This is a genomic window from Acinetobacter sp. YH16031, from assembly GCF_013417335.1.
GTDB lineage: Bacteria > Pseudomonadota > Gammaproteobacteria > Pseudomonadales > Moraxellaceae > Acinetobacter.
This window is the reverse complement of record NZ_VPED01000020.1, coordinates 1-19,092: the sequence shown is the minus strand read 5'-3', so window position 1 is coordinate 19,092 and position 19,092 is coordinate 1. Positions and strand designations below refer to the sequence as shown.

At 44.1% G+C, this 19,092-nt stretch carries 29 protein-coding genes and 1 pseudogene; 28 read left to right on the top strand and 2 right to left on the bottom strand.

Features of this window, described 5'->3' with window-relative positions:
* Positions 1-5: 5 nt before the first annotated feature.
* The 23 genes from rplV to FTV31_RS09910 all read left to right on the top strand — a co-directional run bounded on the left by rplV (position 6) and on the right by FTV31_RS09910 (position 12,177).
* Positions 6-335 (top strand): 50S ribosomal protein L22, encoded by a 330-nt coding sequence (gene rplV / locus FTV31_RS10020; protein WP_001982638.1) that lies wholly within the window; start codon positions 6-8, stop codon positions 333-335.
* A 1-nt stretch (position 336) separates the two neighbouring features.
* The gene (gene rpsC / locus FTV31_RS10015; protein WP_004786918.1) at positions 337-1,089 is read left to right on the top strand and encodes a 30S ribosomal protein S3; all 753 of its coding nucleotides are present in this window, start codon (positions 337-339) and stop codon (positions 1,087-1,089) included.
* Between the two features lie 3 nt (positions 1,090-1,092).
* On the top strand, positions 1,093-1,506 hold the full coding sequence (gene rplP, locus FTV31_RS10010) for a 50S ribosomal protein L16 (RefSeq protein ID WP_004786917.1): 414 nt from the start codon (positions 1,093-1,095) through the stop codon (positions 1,504-1,506).
* Positions 1,506-1,703 carry a 50S ribosomal protein L29 gene (gene rpmC, locus FTV31_RS10005; RefSeq protein ID WP_004786915.1) on the top strand — a complete coding sequence of 66 codons (198 nt, stop codon included), beginning with the start codon at positions 1,506-1,508 and terminating at the stop codon, positions 1,701-1,703. The genes rplP and rpmC overlap by 1 nt, the downstream gene beginning before the upstream one ends.
* The gene (gene rpsQ, locus FTV31_RS10000) at positions 1,700-1,957 is read left to right on the top strand and encodes a 30S ribosomal protein S17 (RefSeq protein WP_180014609.1); all 258 of its coding nucleotides are present in this window, start codon (positions 1,700-1,702) and stop codon (positions 1,955-1,957) included. Before rpmC ends, rpsQ begins: the two co-directional genes overlap by 4 nt.
* A 91-nt stretch (positions 1,958-2,048) precedes the next feature.
* Positions 2,049-2,417 (top strand): 50S ribosomal protein L14, encoded by a 369-nt coding sequence (gene rplN, locus FTV31_RS09995; protein WP_001982634.1) that lies wholly within the window; start codon positions 2,049-2,051, stop codon positions 2,415-2,417.
* 9 nt (positions 2,418-2,426) lie between these two features.
* Positions 2,427-2,744 (top strand): 50S ribosomal protein L24, encoded by a 318-nt coding sequence (gene rplX, locus FTV31_RS09990; RefSeq protein WP_004786911.1) that lies wholly within the window; start codon positions 2,427-2,429, stop codon positions 2,742-2,744.
* Between the two features lie 16 nt (positions 2,745-2,760).
* Positions 2,761-3,297 carry a 50S ribosomal protein L5 gene (gene rplE, locus FTV31_RS09985; protein ID WP_004786908.1) on the top strand — a complete coding sequence of 179 codons (537 nt, stop codon included), beginning with the start codon at positions 2,761-2,763 and terminating at the stop codon, positions 3,295-3,297.
* 9 nt (positions 3,298-3,306) lie between these two features.
* The gene (gene rpsN / locus FTV31_RS09980) at positions 3,307-3,612 is read left to right on the top strand and encodes a 30S ribosomal protein S14 (protein WP_004786907.1); all 306 of its coding nucleotides are present in this window, start codon (positions 3,307-3,309) and stop codon (positions 3,610-3,612) included.
* Between the two features lie 12 nt (positions 3,613-3,624).
* Entirely contained in the window at positions 3,625-4,020 is a 396-nt protein-coding gene (rpsH, locus tag FTV31_RS09975; protein WP_004786905.1) for a 30S ribosomal protein S8, read from the top strand.
* A 13-nt stretch (positions 4,021-4,033) separates the two neighbouring features.
* Complete coding sequence (gene rplF, locus FTV31_RS09970; protein WP_004786903.1) at positions 4,034-4,567, top strand: 50S ribosomal protein L6; 534 nt, start codon at positions 4,034-4,036, stop codon at positions 4,565-4,567.
* Positions 4,568-4,581: 14 nt separating this feature from the next.
* On the top strand, positions 4,582-4,932 hold the full coding sequence (gene rplR, locus FTV31_RS09965) for a 50S ribosomal protein L18 (RefSeq protein WP_004281497.1): 351 nt from the start codon (positions 4,582-4,584) through the stop codon (positions 4,930-4,932).
* A 2-nt stretch (positions 4,933-4,934) separates the two neighbouring features.
* On the top strand, positions 4,935-5,432 hold the full coding sequence (rpsE, locus tag FTV31_RS09960; RefSeq protein ID WP_004786901.1) for a 30S ribosomal protein S5: 498 nt from the start codon (positions 4,935-4,937) through the stop codon (positions 5,430-5,432).
* A gap of 6 nt (positions 5,433-5,438) precedes the next feature.
* A complete protein-coding gene (gene rpmD, locus FTV31_RS09955; RefSeq protein ID WP_004786899.1) occupies positions 5,439-5,615 on the top strand; it encodes a 50S ribosomal protein L30 in 177 nt (58 codons plus the stop codon).
* A gap of 3 nt (positions 5,616-5,618) precedes the next feature.
* Positions 5,619-6,059: a 50S ribosomal protein L15 gene (gene rplO, locus FTV31_RS09950; RefSeq protein WP_004786897.1), complete on the top strand. Its 441-nt coding sequence runs from the start codon at positions 5,619-5,621 to the stop codon at positions 6,057-6,059.
* A 45-nt stretch (positions 6,060-6,104) separates the two neighbouring features.
* Positions 6,105-7,424 (top strand): preprotein translocase subunit SecY, encoded by a 1,320-nt coding sequence (gene secY, locus FTV31_RS09945; protein ID WP_171505548.1) that lies wholly within the window; start codon positions 6,105-6,107, stop codon positions 7,422-7,424.
* Between the two features lie 20 nt (positions 7,425-7,444).
* Complete coding sequence (rpmJ, locus tag FTV31_RS09940; protein WP_000867907.1) at positions 7,445-7,561, top strand: 50S ribosomal protein L36; 117 nt, start codon at positions 7,445-7,447, stop codon at positions 7,559-7,561.
* 107 nt (positions 7,562-7,668) lie between these two features.
* A complete protein-coding gene (rpsM, locus tag FTV31_RS09935) occupies positions 7,669-8,025 on the top strand; it encodes a 30S ribosomal protein S13 (RefSeq protein ID WP_004786893.1) in 357 nt (118 codons plus the stop codon).
* Positions 8,026-8,044: 19 nt separating this feature from the next.
* Positions 8,045-8,431 carry a 30S ribosomal protein S11 gene (gene rpsK, locus FTV31_RS09930; RefSeq protein WP_001040166.1) on the top strand — a complete coding sequence of 129 codons (387 nt, stop codon included), beginning with the start codon at positions 8,045-8,047 and terminating at the stop codon, positions 8,429-8,431.
* 12 nt (positions 8,432-8,443) lie between these two features.
* Positions 8,444-9,070 (top strand): 30S ribosomal protein S4, encoded by a 627-nt coding sequence (rpsD, locus tag FTV31_RS09925; protein ID WP_180014607.1) that lies wholly within the window; start codon positions 8,444-8,446, stop codon positions 9,068-9,070.
* Positions 9,071-9,086: 16 nt separating this feature from the next.
* Complete coding sequence (locus FTV31_RS09920; protein ID WP_004786889.1) at positions 9,087-10,094, top strand: DNA-directed RNA polymerase subunit alpha; 1,008 nt, start codon at positions 9,087-9,089, stop codon at positions 10,092-10,094.
* An 18-nt stretch (positions 10,095-10,112) separates the two neighbouring features.
* Complete coding sequence (gene rplQ, locus FTV31_RS09915; RefSeq protein ID WP_004786886.1) at positions 10,113-10,478, top strand: 50S ribosomal protein L17; 366 nt, start codon at positions 10,113-10,115, stop codon at positions 10,476-10,478.
* A 208-nt stretch (positions 10,479-10,686) separates the two neighbouring features.
* Positions 10,687-12,177: an NAD(P)/FAD-dependent oxidoreductase gene (locus FTV31_RS09910; RefSeq protein WP_180014605.1), complete on the top strand. Its 1,491-nt coding sequence runs from the start codon at positions 10,687-10,689 to the stop codon at positions 12,175-12,177.
* 53 nt (positions 12,178-12,230) lie between these two features.
* Here the strand turns inward: FTV31_RS09910 and FTV31_RS09905 are convergent, their stop codons facing one another.
* Positions 12,231-13,403 carry an acyl-CoA dehydrogenase family protein gene (locus FTV31_RS09905; protein WP_180014603.1) on the bottom strand — a complete coding sequence of 391 codons (1,173 nt, stop codon included), beginning with the start codon at positions 13,401-13,403 and terminating at the stop codon, positions 12,231-12,233.
* Positions 13,404-13,585: 182 nt separating this feature from the next.
* Between FTV31_RS09905 and FTV31_RS09900 the strand changes: the two genes are divergently transcribed.
* The 5 genes from FTV31_RS09900 to FTV31_RS09880 all read left to right on the top strand — a co-directional run bounded on the left by FTV31_RS09900 (position 13,586) and on the right by FTV31_RS09880 (position 18,913).
* The gene (locus FTV31_RS09900; RefSeq protein ID WP_005233752.1) at positions 13,586-13,843 is read left to right on the top strand and encodes a succinate dehydrogenase assembly factor 2; all 258 of its coding nucleotides are present in this window, start codon (positions 13,586-13,588) and stop codon (positions 13,841-13,843) included.
* Entirely contained in the window at positions 13,836-14,222 is a 387-nt protein-coding gene (locus FTV31_RS09895) for a hypothetical protein (protein WP_180014601.1), read from the top strand. The genes FTV31_RS09900 and FTV31_RS09895 overlap by 8 nt, the downstream gene beginning before the upstream one ends.
* A 545-nt stretch (positions 14,223-14,767) precedes the next feature.
* Positions 14,768-15,808: a hypothetical protein gene (locus FTV31_RS09890; RefSeq protein ID WP_180014599.1), complete on the top strand. Its 1,041-nt coding sequence runs from the start codon at positions 14,768-14,770 to the stop codon at positions 15,806-15,808.
* A gap of 72 nt (positions 15,809-15,880) precedes the next feature.
* A complete protein-coding gene (gene rrtA / locus FTV31_RS09885) occupies positions 15,881-16,453 on the top strand; it encodes a rhombosortase (protein WP_104425691.1) in 573 nt (190 codons plus the stop codon).
* Between the two features lie 177 nt (positions 16,454-16,630).
* Positions 16,631-18,913 carry a TRAP transporter large permease subunit gene (locus FTV31_RS09880; protein ID WP_180014597.1) on the top strand — a complete coding sequence of 761 codons (2,283 nt, stop codon included), beginning with the start codon at positions 16,631-16,633 and terminating at the stop codon, positions 18,911-18,913.
* A gap of 50 nt (positions 18,914-18,963) precedes the next feature.
* On the opposite strand, the pseudogene FTV31_RS09875 reads toward FTV31_RS09880, so the two are convergent.
* Positions 18,964-19,092, bottom strand: a pseudogene (locus tag FTV31_RS09875) (IS4 family transposase); the annotation flags it as partial.

Here is a 19,092-nt window from a genome sequence, read left to right as displayed (position 1 = left end):
CTATGATGGAAGTAACTGCTAAATTACGCGGTGCCGCTATCTCGGCACAAAAAGCTCGTTTGGTTGCAGATCTTATCCGCGGCAAATCTGTTGCGCACGCTCTTAACATCTTAAACTTCAGCAACAAAAAAGCTGCAGTATTGGTTAAGAAAGCGTTGGAATCTGCAATTGCAAACGCTGAACATAATAACAGTTTAGATGTAGACGACCTTAAAGTTTCTACGATCTACGTTGATGAAGGCATGAGCCTGAAACGTATTATGCCACGTGCTAAAGGCCGTGCAGATCGTATTACTAAGCGTACTTGTCACATCACCGTTAAGGTAGGGGTTTGATATGGGTCAGAAGGTTCATCCAATCGGTATCCGCCTAGGTGTTGTGAAACGTCATAACGCTAACTGGTATGCGAGTCCGAAACAATACGCTGAATACTTGCTTAAAGATTTGCAAGTTCGTGAGTTTTTAACTAAAAAACTTAAGAATGCAATGATCAGCAATATTCTTATCGAACGTCCAACAGGCGCTGCTAAAGTAACTATTAGCACTGCTCGTCCTGGTATCGTAATCGGTAAAAAAGGCGAAGACATTGAGAAATTACAACGCGAATTAACATCTATTATGGGTGTTCCTGCGCAAGTAAGTATCAACGAAATTGATCGTCCAGACTTAGACGCGCGTCTAGTTGCTGAAGCTATCGCTTCTCAATTGGAAAAACGTGTAATGTTCCGTCGTGCTATGAAGCGTGCGGTTCAAAACACTATGCGTGCTGGTGCGAAAGGTATCAAAGTAGAAGTTTCAGGCCGTTTAGGTGGTGCTGAGATTGCTCGTACTGAATGGTATCGTGAAGGTCGTGTACCTCTACATACTCTTCGTGCAGATATCGACTACGCGACTATGCGTGCTGAGACTACTTACGGTACGATTGGTGTTAAAGTTTGGATCTTCCGTGGCGAGATCTTGGGTGGCATGAAACAAGTCATGAACCCAGCTCCAGCTGAAGAACGTCCAGCTAAACGCGGTCGCGGTCGTGGTGAAGGTCAAGAGCGTCGTGGTCGTCGCAATGATCGTTCTGCTGAAAAAGGAGAATAATCCATGTTGCAACCTAAACGTACTAAATTCCGTAAGGTGCAAAAAGGCCGTAACACTGGTCTAGCTCACCGCGGTAGCTCAGTATCTTTTGGTACTATCGCACTTAAATCAATCGAACGTGGTCAAATGACTGCACGTCAAATTGAAGCAGCGCGTCGTACAATTAGCCGTCGTATTAAACGTGGTGGTAAAATCTTTATCCGTGTATTCCCGGACAAGCCAATTACTTCTAAACCACTTGAAGTGCGTATGGGTAAAGGTAAAGGTTCTGTGGAATACTGGGTTTGCCAAATCAAACCAGGTAAAGTCTTGTACGAAATTGATGGTGTTAACGAAGACCTAGCTCGCGAAGCGTTCACGCTTGCTGCTGCTAAACTTCCGTTTAAAACCACTATCGTGACTCGGACGGTAATGTAATGAAAACTAAAGATCTACGTGAAAAGTCGGTAGAAGAGTTGACAGCTTTGCTTGATGAGCAACAGCTAAACCAATTCCGTCTTCGTATGGCGAAAGCAACTGGTCAATTGGGTAAATCGCACGAAGTGCAATTGACTCGCAAGACTATTGCTCGTATCAAGACCCTCCTTACCGAAAAACAGGGGAACGGACAATGAGTGAAAATACAGTCCGCACGTTAACAGGCAAAGTAGTAAGCGACAAGATGGAAAAATCTATCGTTGTTCTTGTCGAACGCCGTGTTCAACACCCGTTGTATGGCAAATCAATCCGCCGTTCAACAAAATTACATGCTCATGATGAGAACAACACAGCTAAAGTTGGCGACGTTGTAACCATTAAAGAAAGCCGCCCAATGTCTAAAACTAAGTCATGGACTTTAGTTGAAGTTGTTGAAGCAGCTGCTGAGTAATTAACGTTCTTGTTGCATCATCGGTCAATTTCGAGTACTCTTTGAGCCTTTCGAAATTGTGACCGGTGATGCTCGGTTTTGGAGTAGGGCAATGATTCAGACCGAAACTATGCTCGACGTAGCAGACAACAGTGGTGCTCGCCGCGTACAATGTATTAAAGTACTTGGTGGTTCACATCGTCGTTATGCTTCTGTTGGCGACATTATTAAAGTTACTGTAAAAGAAGCAATTCCACGCGCACGTGTTAAAAAAGGTGACGTGATGAATGCAGTAGTTGTACGTACAAAATTCGGTATCCGTCGTCCAGACGGTTCAGTGATTCGTTTCGACGATAACGCTGCTGTTATTTTGAACAACAACAAAGCGCCGATTGCAACTCGTATTTTCGGACCAGTGACTCGTGAACTTCGTACTGAACAGTTCATGAAAATTATTTCATTGGCTCCTGAGGTTCTATAAGAGGCGATCATGGCTAAGATTAAAAAAGGCGATCAAGTAATTGTGATCGCAGGTAAAGAAAAAGGCAAACAGGGTACTGTTCTGTCTGTTTCTAATGACCGCGTTAAGGTTGAAGGCCTTAACTTGGTGAAGAAGCATCAAAAGCCGAACCGTGTTACTGGCGCTGAAGGCGGCATCGTAACTCAAGAAGCTTCGCTTCACATTTCAAACGTGGCAATTTTTAATGCTACAACCCAAAAGGCTGACCGTGTTGGTTACCAAACGATTGATGGCGTGAAAACTCGCGTATTCAAATCTAATGGTGAATCAGTGGCGGTAGCGAAGTAATAGGTTGAAAAAGGCAATGGCCAGACTTAAAGCACGTTACAACGACGAACTTAAAGCTCAATTAAAAGAACAATTGGGAATTAAGAATGTGATGGAGATCCCTCGCATCACTAAAATCACTATCAACATGGGTGTTGGTGCAGCTTCTGCTGACAAGAAACTCCTTGATGGTGCTCTTTCTGATATGCAAGCTATCGCTGGTCAAAAACCAGTTCTTACGTTAGCTCGTAAATCTATCGCTGGTTTCAAAATCCGTGATGGTTGGCCGATTGGTTGTAAAGTTACTTTACGCGGCGAACGTATGTACGAATTCTTAGACCGTCTGATCTCGATTGCGATTCCTCGTATCCGTGACTTCCGTGGTTTCTCTGCGAAATCATTTGATGGTCGTGGTAACTACTCAATGGGTCTTAAAGAACAGATCATGTTCCCTGAGATCGATTTTGACAAGATTGACCGTATTCGTGGTATGGACATTACCATCACTACGACTGCTCGCACCGATGACGAAGGCCGTGCGCTAATGCGTGCATTCGGCTTCCCGTTCAAATAAGAGGTCGAAATGGCTAAGAAAAGTATGATTAATCGCGAATTGAAACGCGAAGCTACTGTTGCTAAATACGCTGCAAAACGTGCTGAATTAAAAGCAATCATTGCAAACGTAAATGCTTCAGATGAAGAGCGTTTCGATGCGATGATGAAATTACAAGCATTACCACGTAATGCATCTCCAGTACGTCTACGTAACCGTTGTGGTTTAACTGGTCGTCCTCATGGTTACTTCCGTAAGTTCGGCTTAAGCCGTAACATGGTACGCGATAAAGTAATGCAAGGTGATGTACCTGGCGTTGTTAAGGCAAGCTGGTAAGGAGCACTATAAATGAGTATGCAAGATACCGTTGCCGACATGCTAACACGTGTTCGTAACGCACAAATGGCAAAGAAACAAACTGTTTCTATGCCTAATTCTAAGTTGAAAGTTGCGATTGCTAACGTACTTCAACAAGAAGGTTATATTTCAAACGTAGAAGTTGCTGAAGTTGAAGGCAAAGCAACTCTTACTTTGACTTTAAAATATTTTGAAGGCAAGCCAGTTATCGAAACTGTGAAACGCGTAAGCCGTCCAGGTCTACGTCAGTATCGCGGTAAAGATGCACTTCCAAGCGTTAAGCAAGGTTTAGGTATTGCAATTGTTTCTACAAGCAAAGGCATCATGACTGATCGCGCTGCACGTGCTGCAGGCGTTGGTGGTGAAGTTATTGCTTTTGTTTCTTAATAGGTGATTCCTCATGTCTCGTGTGGCTAAAGCCCCAGTAACTGTACCTAACGGTGTAACAGTTACTCAGAACGGCCGGCAGGTCGAAGTGAAAGGCAGCAAAGGTACATTGTCTTTCAACCTGCATGCGCTGGTCGAGCTAAAACAGGAAGACGGTACTCTAGTTATTGCTCCTAAAGCTGAATCTAAAGACGCTTGGATGCAAGCTGGTACTGCTCGCGCTGTGCTTAACAACCTTGTAAAAGGTGTAAGCGAAGGTTTCGAACGTAAGTTACAACTTATCGGTGTTGGTTATAAAGCTGCGGTTAAAGGTAACGTTGTTAACCTTAACCTTGGTTTCTCTCACCCGATCGACTATACGCTTCCTGAAGGTGTAACTGCTGAAACTCCAACTGCAACTGAAATCGTACTTAAATCTGCTGATAAAGCAGTTCTAGGTCAAGTCGCTGCAGATATCCGTGGTTACCGTCCACCAGAGCCTTATAAAGGTAAAGGTGTTCGTTATTCTGACGAAGTTGTACTTCGTAAAGAAGCTAAGAAGAAATAAGGCGCGAGGTTCTTATGAACGAAAAGAAACAATCCCGTTTGCGTCGTGCGAAAAGCACACGCTTGCACATCCGTGCATTGGGTGCGACTCGTTTGTGTGTAAACCGCACTCCGCGTCACATCTATGCTCAAGTTATCTCAGCAGATGGTGGCAAAGTATTAGCGCAAGCTTCTACTTTAGACGCTACTCTACGTGCGGGTACTACTGGTAACGTTGAAGCAGCTCAAAAAGTAGGTGCTTTAATCGCAGAACGCGCTAAAGCAGCTGGTGTTACTAAAGTTGCATTTGACCGTTCTGGTTTCAAATATCATGGTCGTATCAAAGCTTTGGCTGATGCTGCCCGTGAAAACGGCTTGGAGTTCTAATCATGGCTAAAGTTGAACAAAACGAAGGTCTTGTTGAAAAGCTGGTTGCCGTTGATCGTGTAGCCAAAGTTGTTAAGGGTGGTCGTATCTTCTCTTTCACAGCATTAACTGTTGTGGGTGATGGTAATGGTCGCGTAGGTTTTGGTCGTGGTAAAGCGCGTGAAGTTCCAGCTGCTATTTCTAAAGCACTTGAAGCTGCTCGTCGTAACATGATTACTGTTGACCTTGTTGATGGTACTGTTCAGCACCCTATCAATGCTCGTCACGGTGCAAGCCGCGTTTACATGCAACCTGCTTCTGAAGGTACTGGTGTAATTGCTGGTGGCGCGATGCGTGCAGTTTTAGAAGCTGTTGGCGTACGTAACGTATTAACTAAATGTTATGGCTCTACAAACGCTGCTAACGTAGTAAACGCGACTTTTAATGGTTTGCGTGATATGACTTCTCCTGAGAAAGTTGCTGCGAAACGTGGTTTAACAGTAGAACAAATTCAAGGGTAATCAATCATGAAAACGATTAAAGTTACCCAGACTAAATCTGCATCGCACCGCTTGAAAAATCACAAGCTGAGCCTGAAAGGTTTAGGTCTGCGTCGTATTGGTCATACTGTAGAAGTGCAAGATACGCCTTCTAACCGTGGTATGATCAACCAAGTCTACTATATGGTTAGTGTAGAGGAATAAGCCATGACTCTGCGTTTAAATACAATTGCACCTGCAGAAGGTGCTAAGCGTGACAACCTTCGTCTAGGCCGTGGTATCGGTTCTGGCGTTGGTAAGACTGGTGGTCGTGGTATCAAAGGTCAAAACTCACGTAAGAGCGGTGGTACTCGTCCAGGTTTCGAAGGTGGTCAAACTGCACTTTATCGTCGTTTGCCTAAATTCGGTTTCACTAGCCAATTGGCTTTGAAAACTGCTGAAGTACGTTTATCTGAGCTTGCTAAAGTTGAAGGCGACATCGTGTCTCTTGAAACTTTAAAAGCTGCGAACGTTGTACGTAAAGACATGACTCGTGCTCGTATCGTACTTTCTGGTGAAATTACTCGTGCATTCACTGTACAAGGTGTTGCATTGACTAAAGGCGCTAAAGCTGCTGTTGAAGCTGCTGGCGGTAAAGTCGAGGAGTAATCCCCAGTGTCTATGACTCCTAGTTCTTCAGGTCATGTCAACATGATGAAAGGCCAACCATTTCATGTGAAATACCGTGAAATTATTCGTCGAATGATGTTTCTCATTGGTGCGTTGTTGGTGTTTCGACTAGGAGCGCATATTCCAGTACCAGGGATTAATAATGCTGCGCTAGAAAATCTGTTTAATGCAAACCAAGGTACCATCCTTGGTTTGTTTAACATGTTTTCGGGTGGTGCATTAGAGCGAATGTCGATTCTTGCTTTAGGGATCATGCCATATATCTCTGCATCGATTATCGTGCAGTTGATGTCTACAGTGGTTCCATCGCTCGAAGCTTTGAAAAAAGAAGGCGAGCAGGGCAAACGTAAGATTAACCAATACACACGACAAGGCACTCTGTTCCTTGCACTTGTGCAAGCAATTGGTATGTGTGCTGGCCTGATCAGCCAGGGAATTACCCTGACCTCTGGTCTGGCTTTTTATGTTCCTGCAGTAACCTCTTTGGTTGCGGGGACCATGTTCTTGATGTGGCTGGGTGAACAAATTACCGAGCGTGGGGTGGGTAATGGTATTTCCATGATCATCTTCGCAGGTATCGTTGCAGGATTGCCGACTTTAGTTATGCAGTCTCTAACTTCAGTTGATAATGGCCAGTCTAGTCTAATTGGACTAGCAATTTTTGGTCTGTTATCGATTGCTGTACTTGCAGCGATTGTGTTTATCGAGAAGGCGCAGCGTCGTATTCCGGTGAACTATGCTCAAAAGCAGCAGGGACGTCGTGTATTTACTGCACAGCAAACGCATTTGCCATTAAAAATTAATATGGCGGGTGTAATTCCGGCAATTTTTGCCAGCTCTTTACTTTTGTTCCCAGCGAGCTTAGGTCAGTGGGTTGGTAGTTCGGATCCAAGTGCAGGAATTATCAAGCGTAGTCTACAAGACTTGGCATTGGTGTTATCGCCTGGTCAGCCGTTGTATTTGGTGCTCTTTGGTGCGTTAATTATCTTTTTCTGTTACTTCTATACAGCACTGGTATTTAGTCCTAAAGAAGTGTCAGAGAACTTGAAACGCAGCGGAGCTTACGTGCCTGGTATTCGTCCAGGTGAGCAAACTGCTCGTTACTTAGATCATATTCTCAATCGTTTGACCTTTATCGGCGCGATATACATCACTGTCATCTGTTTAATGCCGATGATTTTGCAAAGCTCTTTTGGTATTCCATTTAGCTTGGGCGGAACATCGTTGCTGATCGTGGTAGTGGTGGTGATGGACTTTATGGCTCAGCTTCAAGCACATCTCACCTCGCACCAGTATGACAATCAAACGTTAATGAGAAAAACGACTGCTCATCCTAAGGGATAAGCGCACTTAGAGGTTTCATCATGAAAGTACAAGCTTCTGTAAAGAAAATTTGTGGTAGCTGTAAAGTTATCCGTCGTAATGGGGTTATCCGCGTGATTTGTAGCGCAGAACCTCGTCATAAGCAGCGTCAAGGTTAATCTGATCAAGACCTGTTGATTTCAGTAGGCGAATTGGGTTATTATCCGCCCCTCAAGATTTTTGTGGGGCGGTTGATTATCTCTACTGCCTTTTTGGAGAAAATTGAATGGCTCGTATTGCCGGTGTAAACATTCCGGATAACAAGCATGCTGTTATCTCTCTAACGTACATCTTTGGTATTGGTCGCCACACTGCTAAGTCAATCTTAGCTGCTGCGGGTATCCCAACTACTACTAAGATCCGTGAATTAGATGACGCTCAGCTTGATGCGATTCGTGCAGAAATTGCCAAGGTTCCGACCGAAGGTGATTTACGTCGCGAAATTTCCATGAACATTAAACGTTTAATGGATTTAGGCTGCTACCGCGGTCTTCGTCATCGTCGCAGCTTGCCTGTCCGTGGTCAACGCACCAAAACTAACGCACGTACCCGTAAAGGTCCGCGCAAACCAATTAAGAAATAAGATTTCTGGAAGCTAAAAGATGGCTAAAGATACTCGCACACGCAAGAAGGTCACTCGTACCGTCTCTGAAGGTGTTGCACACATTCACGCTTCTTTTAATAACACCATTGTGACTATTACCGATCGTCAAGGTAATGCACTGGCTTGGGCCACTTCAGGTGGACAAGGCTTCCGTGGATCACGTAAATCAACTCCGTTTGCTGCTCAGGTAGCTGCTGAAGTTGCTGGTAAAGCAGCTTTAGATTACGGTTTGAAAAACTTGGACGTCCTTGTGAAAGGTCCTGGTCCAGGTCGTGAGTCTGCGGTTCGTGCATTAGGTGCAGTGGGTTATAAAATTAACAGCATTACCGATGTGACTCCAATCCCTCACAACGGTTGCCGTCCACCTAAAAAACGTCGCGTGTAAGGAGAAACATTCATGGCTCGTTATATTGGTCCAAAATGCAAACTCTCTCGCCGCGAAGGGACAGACCTGCAATTAAAATCTGGCGTTAAACCATTTGACGTCAAAACTAAAAAACACGCTAAAGCTCCTGGTCAACATGGTGGAGCTCGTGGCGGTAAACAATCTGAGTACTCACTACAATTACGTGAAAAACAAAAAGTACGTCGTATGTACGGTGTTTTAGAGCGTCAATTTAGTAACTACTACAAAGAAGCTGCTCGTGTTAAAGGCGCAACTGGTGAAAACCTGTTGAAACTGCTTGAAAGCCGTCTTGATAACGTTGTTTATCGCATGGGTTTTGGTTCTACACGTGCAGAAGCTCGTCAGTTAGTATCTCACCGTTCAATCACTTTAAATGGCCGTCGCGTTAATATCGCGTCTATCCAAGTTAAAGCTGGTGACGTGATTGCAGTTCACGAAGGCGCTAAACAACAATTACGTATCAAAAACGCAATTGAATTAGCTGCTCAACGTGGCATTCCTTCTTGGATGGAAGTAAATCATTCTAAACTAGAAGGTACGTTCAAAGCTGCACCGGATCGTTCTGATTTACCTGCTGAAATCAACGAAAGCTTGATTGTAGAATTGTATTCTAAATAATCCTTGAGGTAGCAATATGACGCGTACTGCAAATGAGTTTCTAACTCCGCAAGCGATCAAGGTCGAAGCGGCAAGCGGGACCTCGGCAAAAGTTATTCTAGAACCCTTAGAGCGTGGCTTTGGTCATACTCTGGGCAATGCTTTACGTCGCATCCTTCTTTCTTCTTTACCTGGCGCTGCTGTGGTAGAAGTTGAGATTGAAGGTGTTGAGCACGAGTACAGTACTTTGGAAGGCTTGCAGCAGGACATCGTCGAGCTCTTGCTGAACCTAAAAGGATTGTCTATTAAGCTGTTCGATCAAAATGAAGCTTATTTAACATTAGAGAAACAAGGTCCAGGCGACGTAACTGCGGCTGACCTTCGTTTACCTCATAATGTTGAAGTGGTTAACCCTGAACACTTGATCGGCACGTTAAGTGCATCAGGCAATCTTAAGATGCGCCTGAAAGTGGCTCAAGGCCGTGGCTACGAGACTTCTGACTCACGTTTCCCAGAAGGCGAGACTCGCCCAGTGGGTCGTTTACAGTTAGATGCATCTTACAGCCCGATCAAACGTGTGTCTTACACAGTGGAAAACGCTCGTGTAGAACAACGTACTGACCTTGATAAACTGGTCATTGATCTTGAAACCAACGGTACAGTTGATCCTGAAGAAGCAATCCGCAAAGCGGCAACAATCTTGCAACAACAAATTGCAATCTTTGTTGATCTTCAGAAAGATCAAGCTCCTGTGGCTCAAGAACCTCGTGAAGAAGTTGATCCAATTTTGCTTCGTCCAGTAGATGATCTAGAGCTAACTGTTCGTTCTGCTAACTGTTTGAAAGCAGAAAACATTTACTACATTGGTGATCTTGTACAGCGTACTGAGGTTGAGTTACTTAAAACTCCTAACCTTGGTAAAAAATCGCTTACTGAGATCAAAGATGTTCTGGCTTCCAAAGGCTTACAACTCGGCATGCGTTTAGAGAACTGGCCACCAGCTAGTCTCCGTATGGACGATCGTTTCGCCTATCGTAGCCGTTAATTAAGTAGGACTATCACCATGCGTCATCGTAATAGTGGTGTGAAATTAGGCCGTACAAGCAGTCATCGTAAAGCGATGTTCCAAAACATGGCTAACTCTTTGTTCGAGCACGAGTTGATCAAAACAACTGTGCCTAAAGCTAAAGAATTACGTCGTGTTGCTGAGCCTTTAATCACTTTAGCTAAAGTCGATACAGTAGCAAACCGTCGTTTGGCGTTTGCTCGTACTCGTTCAGCTGCAACTGTTGGTAAATTATTTACCGTTCTTGGCCCTCGTTACAAAGAGCGTAACGGCGGTTATCTACGTGTTCTTAAAGCGGGCTTCCGTGCAGGTGATGCTGCACCGATGGCTTACGTTGAGCTAGTAGATCGCGAAGTTAACTAATTTCGTGTAGAGCAGCAAACGTTGTTCGAAAAGGTCGGTTGAATAAACCGGCCTTTTTTATTGTCTTGCATTTGCCTATTATCAGGCAGTTTAGAAATCTGTCCTGAAAAGATAAAAAAATAATCACTTTTACTTAAACTTGACATTGTGTATTGTCAATTTTGTGCTTTAATAAAAATATATGACAATACTCAGGTAAAAGAAGAATATGGAAAAGCAAGTTGATATTTTAATTGTAGGCGCGGGGATCTCAGGAATTGGTCTGGCAGCCCATCTTTCTAAACATAGCCCTCAACGCTCATTCGAAATTATTGAACGTCGCGAAAGCTTTGGCGGTACGTGGGACCTGTTTAAATATCCTGGTATCCGTTCAGATTCGGATATGTCGACTTTTGGTTTCAACTTTAAGCCGTGGAAAAAAGAAAGTGTATTGGCTTCTGGCTCAGCAATTAAAAACTATATTGCAGAAGTGGTTCAGGAATTTAACTTGAGCTCAAAAATTCATTTTCAACATCGCGTCGTTAGTGCCAATTATGATTCAGCGACACGTAAATGGTCAGTCGTAGTTGAAAACGCTCAGGGCAAAAAGCAGACCTGGATCGCTAACTTTGTTCTTGGCTGTACTGGTTACTACAATTATGATCAAGGCTTCCAGCCGGAATTCCCGAATCAGGATGCATTCAAAGGTACATTCATTCACCCGCAGCATTGGCCTGAAAATCTGGACTATAGCGGAAAAAAAGTAGTCATTATTGGCAGTGGTGCAACAGCGATTACATTGGTTCCTGCCATGGTTAAAGGCGGTGCAGGGCATGTGACCATGTTACAGCGCTCTCCAACCTATATCGCGTCAGTGCCTTCGATCGATATGATTTACTCAAAAATGCGTAAATTATTGCCTGAAGATGTGGCCTATAAGCTGACCCGTGCGCGTAATATCGGCATGCAGCGTGGTATCTATGCACTTGCACAAAAACAGCCAAAATTACTGAAAACATTACTATTAAAATCAGTACAGTTCCAGCTGAAAGGTAAAGTGGATATGAAACACTTTACCCCGAATTATGAACCTTGGGATCAGCGTCTATGTGTAGTGCCAGATGGGGATTTATTCAAAATCCTGCGTGAAGGTCATGCATCTGTAGAAACCGATCATATCCAGAAATTTACTGAAACTGGGATTCAGCTAAAATCAGGTAAACATCTGGATGCGGATATTATTGTGTCTGCCACCGGTTTAAATATTCAGATTCTTGGTGGTATTCAGGCCACAATGGATGGTAAACCTTTAGATACGTCGAAGCATATGCTGTATCAAGGGGTGATGGTCAGTGATGTGCCAAATATGGCGCTGATTATTGGTTACATTAATGCTTCTTGGACCTTGAAAGTGGATATTGCCGCAGAATATATCTGTCGTCTGCTCAATTATATGGATCAGCATGGTTATGATGAAGTGATTCCGGAAGGAGATGCCACCGAGTTGCTGGAAGATACGGTGATGGGTAGTTTAACTTCAGGCTATATTGCCCGTGCAGCGGATGTGATGCCGAAACAGGGTAAGCATGCGCCTTGGAAAGTATCCAATAATTATCTGGCGGACCGTAAAGAGCTGAAAACTGCATCTTTTGAAGATGGAGTATTGAAATTCAAATCGAAATCCAGTGCTGTGCCATCCAAGCCAAGATTGGTGTCTTAAGTATTGACATAGATAAAAGGAGTACCTGATGTACTCCTTTTTTATATTTCAAATTAAAGTGATCTGGAAATCAGTTCCTTCATGATTTCATTGGTTCCTGCATAAATGCGGTTCGCGCGATTATCCAGGTACGCTCGTGCAATCGGATATTCCAGCATATAGCCATAACCGCCATGCAGTTGTAGGCATTCATCCACCACTTTGCTATATAGTTCAGAAATTTTGTATTTAGCAGCTGCGGCGGCATCAATTCCCAATTCATGGGTAAGCTGTAGTTGCATACAACGGTCCAGATAAGCCCGACAAATTTCAATTTCAGTACGCAATTCTGCCAGTTTAAAACGGGTATTTTGAAAAGCGCTGATCGGTTTGCCAAAGGCTTGACGTTCTTTGGTGTATTTTACCGTATGTGCGAATGCCGCTTCTGCCCCTGCCTGACATATGATGGCCACAATTAACCGTTCCCAAGCCAGTTCTTTCATCAGCATCATAAAACCCATGCCTTCCTGACCTAGCAGGTTTTCTTTAGGCACACGAACATTGTCAAAAAACAGTTCACAGGTATCCTGACCTTTCATGCCGATTTTATTTAAGGGTTTACCTTTACTAAATCCTGCACGATCTGCTTCGACCATAATTAAGGAAAGGTTGGCAGAGCCTTTCTCGCTATGACCCGTCTTACATACCACAATTGCCATATCACAAAGATAGCCATTGGTAATGAATATCTTGGAACCATTAATCACATACTCATCACCCTCTAATACCGCAATTGTGCGTACTGCCTGCAGGTCGGAGCCAGTTCCAGGTTCGGTCATCGCAATTGCCGTGACCACTTCACCTGTAGCCATTTTCGGGAGCCATTGCTGCTTTTGTGTTTCATTGCCAAAGTTCAGAATATAATTGGCCACGATATCGGAGTGCAGTGAAAATCCTGTCGCAGAGTCGCCTGCATAGGCCTGTTCCTCGATCAGGATCATACTGTATAAACGATCCACCCCTGAACCGCCATAAGCTTCAGGCATCGTGGCACAGAGAAGGCCAAGTTCACCGGCTTTATTCCAGAGCTCACGATCGATATGCTGTTGCTGTTCATATTTTTCTGTATGAGGAATCACTTCCTTTTCATAGAATTTACGGACCATCTCCCGAAAGGCTTCATGTTCATCATTGAAAAGCTGACGTGGCAGCATGCTGGCCAATGGACGGATCGCGCTCGAATGCATCTTATAATTTCCTTATTGTGATGTTTTATTTAACTTAAGATAGAGCAGACGAGGGAACAATGAGCTGAATGTTCAAATCTGGGGAATCTACTGATGCTTTTGGTCATTTGTATGAAATACCTCGAAATTCAGCAATGGCTTAAGGTAAACTACTCAGGTTTGTAACGAGTTGGGAAAATTCGATGACTGATGACATCACCTTAGAAGAGCGCAAAGTGATTTATCGCGCGCGTCGTGGCTTGAAAGAGATCGATGTATATTTTGATCCCTACGTGAAAAACTATTATCTCAATGCTGATCCCTTCGAAAAACAAATGTTTGCTGAGTTGGTTGCACAGGAAGATCCGGACCTGCTGGACTGGTTTATGGAAGTGTCAGAACCCCCACGCCCTGAATTAAAAGATTTTATCAAGAAGCTTAAATTTTACGTTCATGGATAATCGCTGTTTCAAGCTGAAACGCAGCAAGTGTGCACTGGTGTTTCAGCTTTTTATTTTTGCTGTATTGATGTTCCTGTTGTATCAGTTATTGCCTGTGATAATGTGGCTGGTTTGTGGCGTCATCGGATTGGTCATTTACCAGTTATTTTATCGTAAGACACCTCACATTGAGCAGTTTGAATATCTGGATGGACGTGAATGGTCGCTGACAGCAGCTGCGCAAGGCACACGGCGAGTGTTGATCAGTCACGTGATTGATCACCAAGCTTATATCGTGGTGTATTTCCAGCATGCAAAAGCACGTCCGTTGCTCATCTGGTGTGACCAGTTGCCTTTTAAACAATGGAAGTCTTTGAAAGTTTTGACAAAAATACTTTAATTGTCCGACAAATGATATTCCGAAATTTTAAATAAATTGATTAAAAATAAAGATTTATCCGCTAACCCCGCTCGAATTGTCAGACAAAAAATCACATTTCTCTGTAAAAACAATGAATTGTCTGACAATTTTTCAGCTGCTTTTTTTATAAGCAGGTACATTTAAGTCACCAACAGCGAACACAGGAGATCATGATGGAATTTCCAATGTGGATGTTTTTGATCGTTGCGATTGTGATGGCCCTAGTCATAGGACGGCTGGGAACGGTGCTGAAGGACAGATTTTCACCTAAATAACAGAATTAAGCTCGAGAATCTATTTTCTTCTCGGCTTGTCAAGTTGATAAGTAGCATGTGCTGAACCGTCGCAATGCTACTTTTTTTTGCCCAAAATTTGGGATTTTATCTACTACAGTCAATTGCAGCTGGGAAATTTAATGGCAAAGTGTCTGGTCTAAATTAGAGTAAATACTCTTTTATTCGTTATATGCTTCTGATATGTTTAGCAGAATAATGGACATAATCACAATTATAGAGGACAGGAAAATGTCGAGCGTCCGAAAAATATGCCAAGGTATGGCGACCATTGCAATAACAACAACAGTTCTAACAGGATGTTCTCAGGTCATTAAAACCGGTGCCAATGTGGCGCTGGGCTTCACTGAAAAGCATATTGTTCCACCAATCCTGGCGATGGATGATGCCGAGATGGTGTGTAATTCCGGGAATTCTTTAACACCAGCCATCATGTCGACCAAGGAAATGGGGGCTGATCCGACTCGTGTTGCGGTACTGATGTACTCCGCAGCCGGGATTTGTGCCGAGCAGAAAGCGCTGGATGCAGAGCTACGGTATCTGCGTGCTTCTAAAGTCAATCAGGTGACTGAAGCTCAGGATGCGCGGATTGAGCAGAAACGGTGGGCTGCACTGGCTGCACAACGTCAGTACACGGGTTATCAGTTATTTCAGACCCGTTATGAGAAAAAATATAAAAAAGCGCTGGGTGAAGGCTGCCTACGCATGAACAGTGATATTGAACAGACAGTTTATCTGCTGGGCATGCTGAGTGGCTTGCAAGCCATGACCAATGACATTAACTCGGGTGGGGCTGTACAAGTACCTAAAGATATTGCGGCTGTGGTTGAGCGTGGCATGACCTGTCTGGATAATACCAAATTCTGGGGCGCGCCAAATGCAACCCGTGCTGTGATCTGGACTTTATTGCCAGGGGCAGGTGATGGAAAACCTGATCCTTACCAAACTCTGAAACAGTCAGTACAAATTGGTGAGCAAAAAGGTGTACGTTTATCACATGCCTTATATGCTGTAGCGGCACAGGCCAGTGGGGATGATGCCAAAATTCGTGATGCGTTAAGAACCTTTGATCAGGCACGTAGTGATGAAAAACCGGTCAATCCTCAGTTCAAGCTGATCGACAGTATGGCTGCCATTATGGTGAATGGTATTTCTGACCGTTACTGGACTGAAAATACCGGTATTCGTAGCGCAGATGATGGCATGCAGACCTTCTGGGATGAAACGGATAATTCTTCAGAACTAGATGATCTGTTTAGCGCTGACCTATAATTTAATGAAAAATTAAGTAAATGATGCTCATAGAGGTCATTTTCAATATGCTGAAAGGAGTTCAAGGAGCCGATGCAAGATCAACATCTTCGACGAAAAATTATTTTTCTGGCGGCTTTTGTCTCTCTTTCAGCGAGTTTGCAAATCTTTAACGATGCTTTCATCTACTGGCAGGAAAGCCTGCTCGGAGAATTCTGGCGGCTCTGGACCGCGCACTGGGTGCATGTCGGCTGGGCCCATTATTTTCTGAATATTCTTGCCTTTATCTGTCTACCTTTCATTTTCCCCCGTGCATCTGTGTGGCATTTCGTCTCGATTCTTTTGATCCTGCCGCCGTTGATCAGCCTGAGTTTTTATTTTTTCCTGCCAAATATTGAAGCATATGCAGGACTATCCGGGGTATTACATGGGGCTTATGTCGCAGTCGCCTGTGTGCATCTGCTTTATCAACGCGAACGTGGATTTGCCGTGCTGGTATTATTTTTAATCTTTGCCAAACTGATTTGGGAAAATACCATTGGAAATCAGGAAACTGCACAACTTATCGGCAGTCCGGTACTGGTCGAAGCGCATTTATTAGGGGTGATCTGGGGAGTGGTAGTCGCATTGCTCTATATCTTGGGCAATTATGTCCAGGATAGCTGAAACTGTTGGCAGAAAAGACAAAAAGAAAAGATAAATTGTCATTTTTATTCTGCTGATTTTCATGCAGAGTCAAAACAGAAAATAATGATACTGACCCTTGTAAAGGAATTTTCGGGGCAGACAGGAAGACCAGCGCTTAAAAGAATGTAAGGCGCGAAAACAAGAATAGGAAAATACATGCACAACGATAATCAAAACAGATCAGGATTAGGTCTGTTACGTTATATCTGGACAGAGTGGATCTCGACCTTTGTCGTGCTCATCTTGCTCTTACTGACCTTAGTGATTGGAACCGGGGAAATGATTCATGGTCAGTTACTGCGTATGGGCGAGCGTCTGTATGGTGATCCGGCGACAGGCATGCAATATTCGTTTTTGCGTGCTGAACCGAAAGCACCACAATGTGATCGTAATATTAATGTCGATCAAAAAGTTCAGGAGCAGATGAAAGCAGATGCCGCCGATGAATATGCCGATTTCTTCGGTGTACGTTCTGAAGCGGATGTGCGTGCTGCAGTGATGCAGGCACAACAGGTTTGTGAAGAGTCTTACCAGTTCTATGACAAGGCGATAACGCATATTGAAGCGCATCCAAGTATTCGCGCCTATCGCAGTTTTGAAACTTCATTCTTTGGCATTTTCAAGTTCGGGACTGAAAACCGTGCCTTACTGTTGATTATCATGGTGGTATTTGCTGCAATCAGTGCGACATTAAAAACCCATCATATCGGTCTACGTAGCCCAGCCACCCGTATCGATTTCAAAGTTTATTCTGTGGCGATGCTGATCGCGAACAGTTTCCTGGTCTATTCTTCCTACAGCCAATATATGTCGGTGCTGAATTCCGGGGTGCCGATGGGAGACATGAAGTATGTCTACTGGCTATGGATGATTCTCTTTGGGACATTGACCCTGATCAGTCTGTACCAAGTCATTAAGCCACCTCAGGCGACCCGAGAGGGAGGCAGTTTTGGACTGGCTTTCTTAAGCGTGCCACTGTATGCCTATATGGCCATCAGTACTGGGTTTAACTTTGTCTTCTTGATGGATTACCCGATGGGTCAGGGTATCTATCTGGGGCAACTGGTTGAATTCTCGAGCATCTTCCTGAATCTGGCCTTATTTATCTGGGCCGGTATGTTGCTGAAACAAACCCGTGTCGTAGACATGTTCCTGAATATCCTGCGTCCATGGAATCTGGCACCAGAAACCTTGACCTGGTTAATCCTGCTGGCAGCTGCACTACCAACCGCTTATACCGGTGCATCTGGGATTTTCGTGATTGCTGCAGGTGCGATCATTTATAAGGAAGTCTGGAATGCCGGTGGTCGCCGTCAGTTTGCCTTGGCAGCAACAGCGATGTCCGGTTCACTCGGTGTGGTGCTTCGTCCATGTCTACTGATTGTTGTGGTTGCTTCACTGAACAAGGAAGTGACGACAGATATGCTGTATCACTACGGTGTCTATGTCTTCCTGCTCAGTTCAACATTGTTCCTGATCATTTCGCTATTCTTTGCTGAAAGCAAGTTCCGTATTGCTGCACCTGGTCTGGCTGCACCACAGTCTGCACGTGCCTTTGTAAATGTGATTCCTTATATTGTGATTTTCATCCTGATCTGGCTGTTCTACAAATATGCTTTATCTACAGATCTGAATGAATTTACTGCACCTGTCATGATGCCAGTCATTCTGTTGATGATCGTGCTATTTGATAAGTTACGTCATGAGCCTGCACCATTACCACCAGTAGGGCATTGGGATGAAACCTTAACCACAACCTTAGGTTCAGGAAATACGCCTGCAATGGCAACTGCGGGTACAGCCATTAATGCAGAGTATCGTGAAGCAGAGCATATTGAGCAGCAGGGCGGTGAACTGGCTGTAGACCATGGTGTAAAACGTTCGACTGTTGGTGAAAGCTTGCGTCAAGTCGGCTTCTGGAAATCATTACACATTTCGACCAGTGAAACGGTTGGACACATTGGTGCGCTGGTGATCCTGATGGCACTGTCTGTCAGTGTGGGTGGCCTGCTGGAACGTATGGAAATTATGGAAGCGTTCCCGACAGATATCAGCAGTACCATTCTGGTGATTTCCATGATTGTTGGCCTGATGGTGTTCGTTGGCATGATCATGGATCCGTTCGGCGCGGTGATCCTGATTTCAGCAACGGTTGCACCAGTCGCCTATCAATATGGAATTCATCCGGTGCATTTCTGGATGATTACCTTGATTGGTTTCGAGCTGGGTTATGTGACACCGCCAGTTGCCCTGAACCATCTGTTGGCAAGGCAATCCATTGGTGATGCTGAAGTGGCTGAGGCGGATGCAGAAGTTCGACATAAGTCCTTCTATTATCGTTATGAGCGCTGGATTTTACCGATGATCGTGTTACTGCCAGCGATGCTGATCATTGCCTATGTGCCATATGTATTTAAACTCTTCAGCTGGTATCAGTAATTTAAGCAAATAAAAAAAGCACCTTCGGGTCATTGCTGTCCCACAATTTTTTACAAGAGGAAGCTCAAATGAGCTTCCTCTTGTTTTATGGGTATTTTATCGGGTGAAAATAAAGCTTTTAAAGTTCTTCTTTCAAACAAATTCACTTGAATTATTCTGAGTAAACGTTGAACTGTCCA

Bases quoted from the DNA above. Each gene is read 5' to 3' on its own strand.
- FTV31_RS09880 (WP_180014597.1), top strand. From the start codon at position 16,631: ATGCACAACGATAATCAAAACAGATCAGGATTAGGTCTGTTACGTTAT.
- FTV31_RS09910 (WP_180014605.1), top strand. From the start codon at position 10,687: ATGGAAAAGCAAGTTGATATTTTAATTGTAGGCGCGGGGATCTCAGGA.
- rpmJ (WP_000867907.1), top strand. From the start codon at position 7,445: ATGAAAGTACAAGCTTCTGTAAAGAAAATTTGTGGTAGCTGTAAAGTT.
- FTV31_RS09900 (WP_005233752.1), top strand. From the start codon at position 13,586: ATGACTGATGACATCACCTTAGAAGAGCGCAAAGTGATTTATCGCGCG.
- rplF (WP_004786903.1), top strand. From the start codon at position 4,034: ATGTCTCGTGTGGCTAAAGCCCCAGTAACTGTACCTAACGGTGTAACA.
- rplR (WP_004281497.1), top strand. From the start codon at position 4,582: ATGAACGAAAAGAAACAATCCCGTTTGCGTCGTGCGAAAAGCACACGC.
- rpsH (WP_004786905.1), top strand. From the start codon at position 3,625: ATGAGTATGCAAGATACCGTTGCCGACATGCTAACACGTGTTCGTAAC.
- rplV (WP_001982638.1), top strand. From the start codon at position 6: ATGGAAGTAACTGCTAAATTACGCGGTGCCGCTATCTCGGCACAAAAA.
- rpmC (WP_004786915.1), top strand. From the start codon at position 1,506: ATGAAAACTAAAGATCTACGTGAAAAGTCGGTAGAAGAGTTGACAGCT.
- rpsD (WP_180014607.1), top strand. From the start codon at position 8,444: ATGGCTCGTTATATTGGTCCAAAATGCAAACTCTCTCGCCGCGAAGGG.
- rpsK (WP_001040166.1), top strand. From the start codon at position 8,045: ATGGCTAAAGATACTCGCACACGCAAGAAGGTCACTCGTACCGTCTCT.
- rpsE (WP_004786901.1), top strand. From the start codon at position 4,935: ATGGCTAAAGTTGAACAAAACGAAGGTCTTGTTGAAAAGCTGGTTGCC.
- FTV31_RS09920 (WP_004786889.1), top strand. From the start codon at position 9,087: ATGACGCGTACTGCAAATGAGTTTCTAACTCCGCAAGCGATCAAGGTC.
- rpsM (WP_004786893.1), top strand. From the start codon at position 7,669: ATGGCTCGTATTGCCGGTGTAAACATTCCGGATAACAAGCATGCTGTT.
- rplN (WP_001982634.1), top strand. From the start codon at position 2,049: ATGATTCAGACCGAAACTATGCTCGACGTAGCAGACAACAGTGGTGCT.
- secY (WP_171505548.1), top strand. From the start codon at position 6,105: ATGAAAGGCCAACCATTTCATGTGAAATACCGTGAAATTATTCGTCGA.
- rpsC (WP_004786918.1), top strand. From the start codon at position 337: ATGGGTCAGAAGGTTCATCCAATCGGTATCCGCCTAGGTGTTGTGAAA.
- FTV31_RS09890 (WP_180014599.1), top strand. From the start codon at position 14,768: ATGTCGAGCGTCCGAAAAATATGCCAAGGTATGGCGACCATTGCAATA.
- FTV31_RS09905 (WP_180014603.1), bottom strand. From the start codon at position 13,403: ATGCATTCGAGCGCGATCCGTCCATTGGCCAGCATGCTGCCACGTCAG.
- rplP (WP_004786917.1), top strand. From the start codon at position 1,093: ATGTTGCAACCTAAACGTACTAAATTCCGTAAGGTGCAAAAAGGCCGT.
- rplO (WP_004786897.1), top strand. From the start codon at position 5,619: ATGACTCTGCGTTTAAATACAATTGCACCTGCAGAAGGTGCTAAGCGT.
- FTV31_RS09895 (WP_180014601.1), top strand. From the start codon at position 13,836: ATGGATAATCGCTGTTTCAAGCTGAAACGCAGCAAGTGTGCACTGGTG.
- rplE (WP_004786908.1), top strand. From the start codon at position 2,761: ATGGCCAGACTTAAAGCACGTTACAACGACGAACTTAAAGCTCAATTA.
- rplQ (WP_004786886.1), top strand. From the start codon at position 10,113: ATGCGTCATCGTAATAGTGGTGTGAAATTAGGCCGTACAAGCAGTCAT.
- rpsQ (WP_180014609.1), top strand. From the start codon at position 1,700: ATGAGTGAAAATACAGTCCGCACGTTAACAGGCAAAGTAGTAAGCGAC.
- rrtA (WP_104425691.1), top strand. From the start codon at position 15,881: ATGCAAGATCAACATCTTCGACGAAAAATTATTTTTCTGGCGGCTTTT.
- rpsN (WP_004786907.1), top strand. From the start codon at position 3,307: ATGGCTAAGAAAAGTATGATTAATCGCGAATTGAAACGCGAAGCTACT.
- rpmD (WP_004786899.1), top strand. From the start codon at position 5,439: ATGAAAACGATTAAAGTTACCCAGACTAAATCTGCATCGCACCGCTTG.
- rplX (WP_004786911.1), top strand. From the start codon at position 2,427: ATGGCTAAGATTAAAAAAGGCGATCAAGTAATTGTGATCGCAGGTAAA.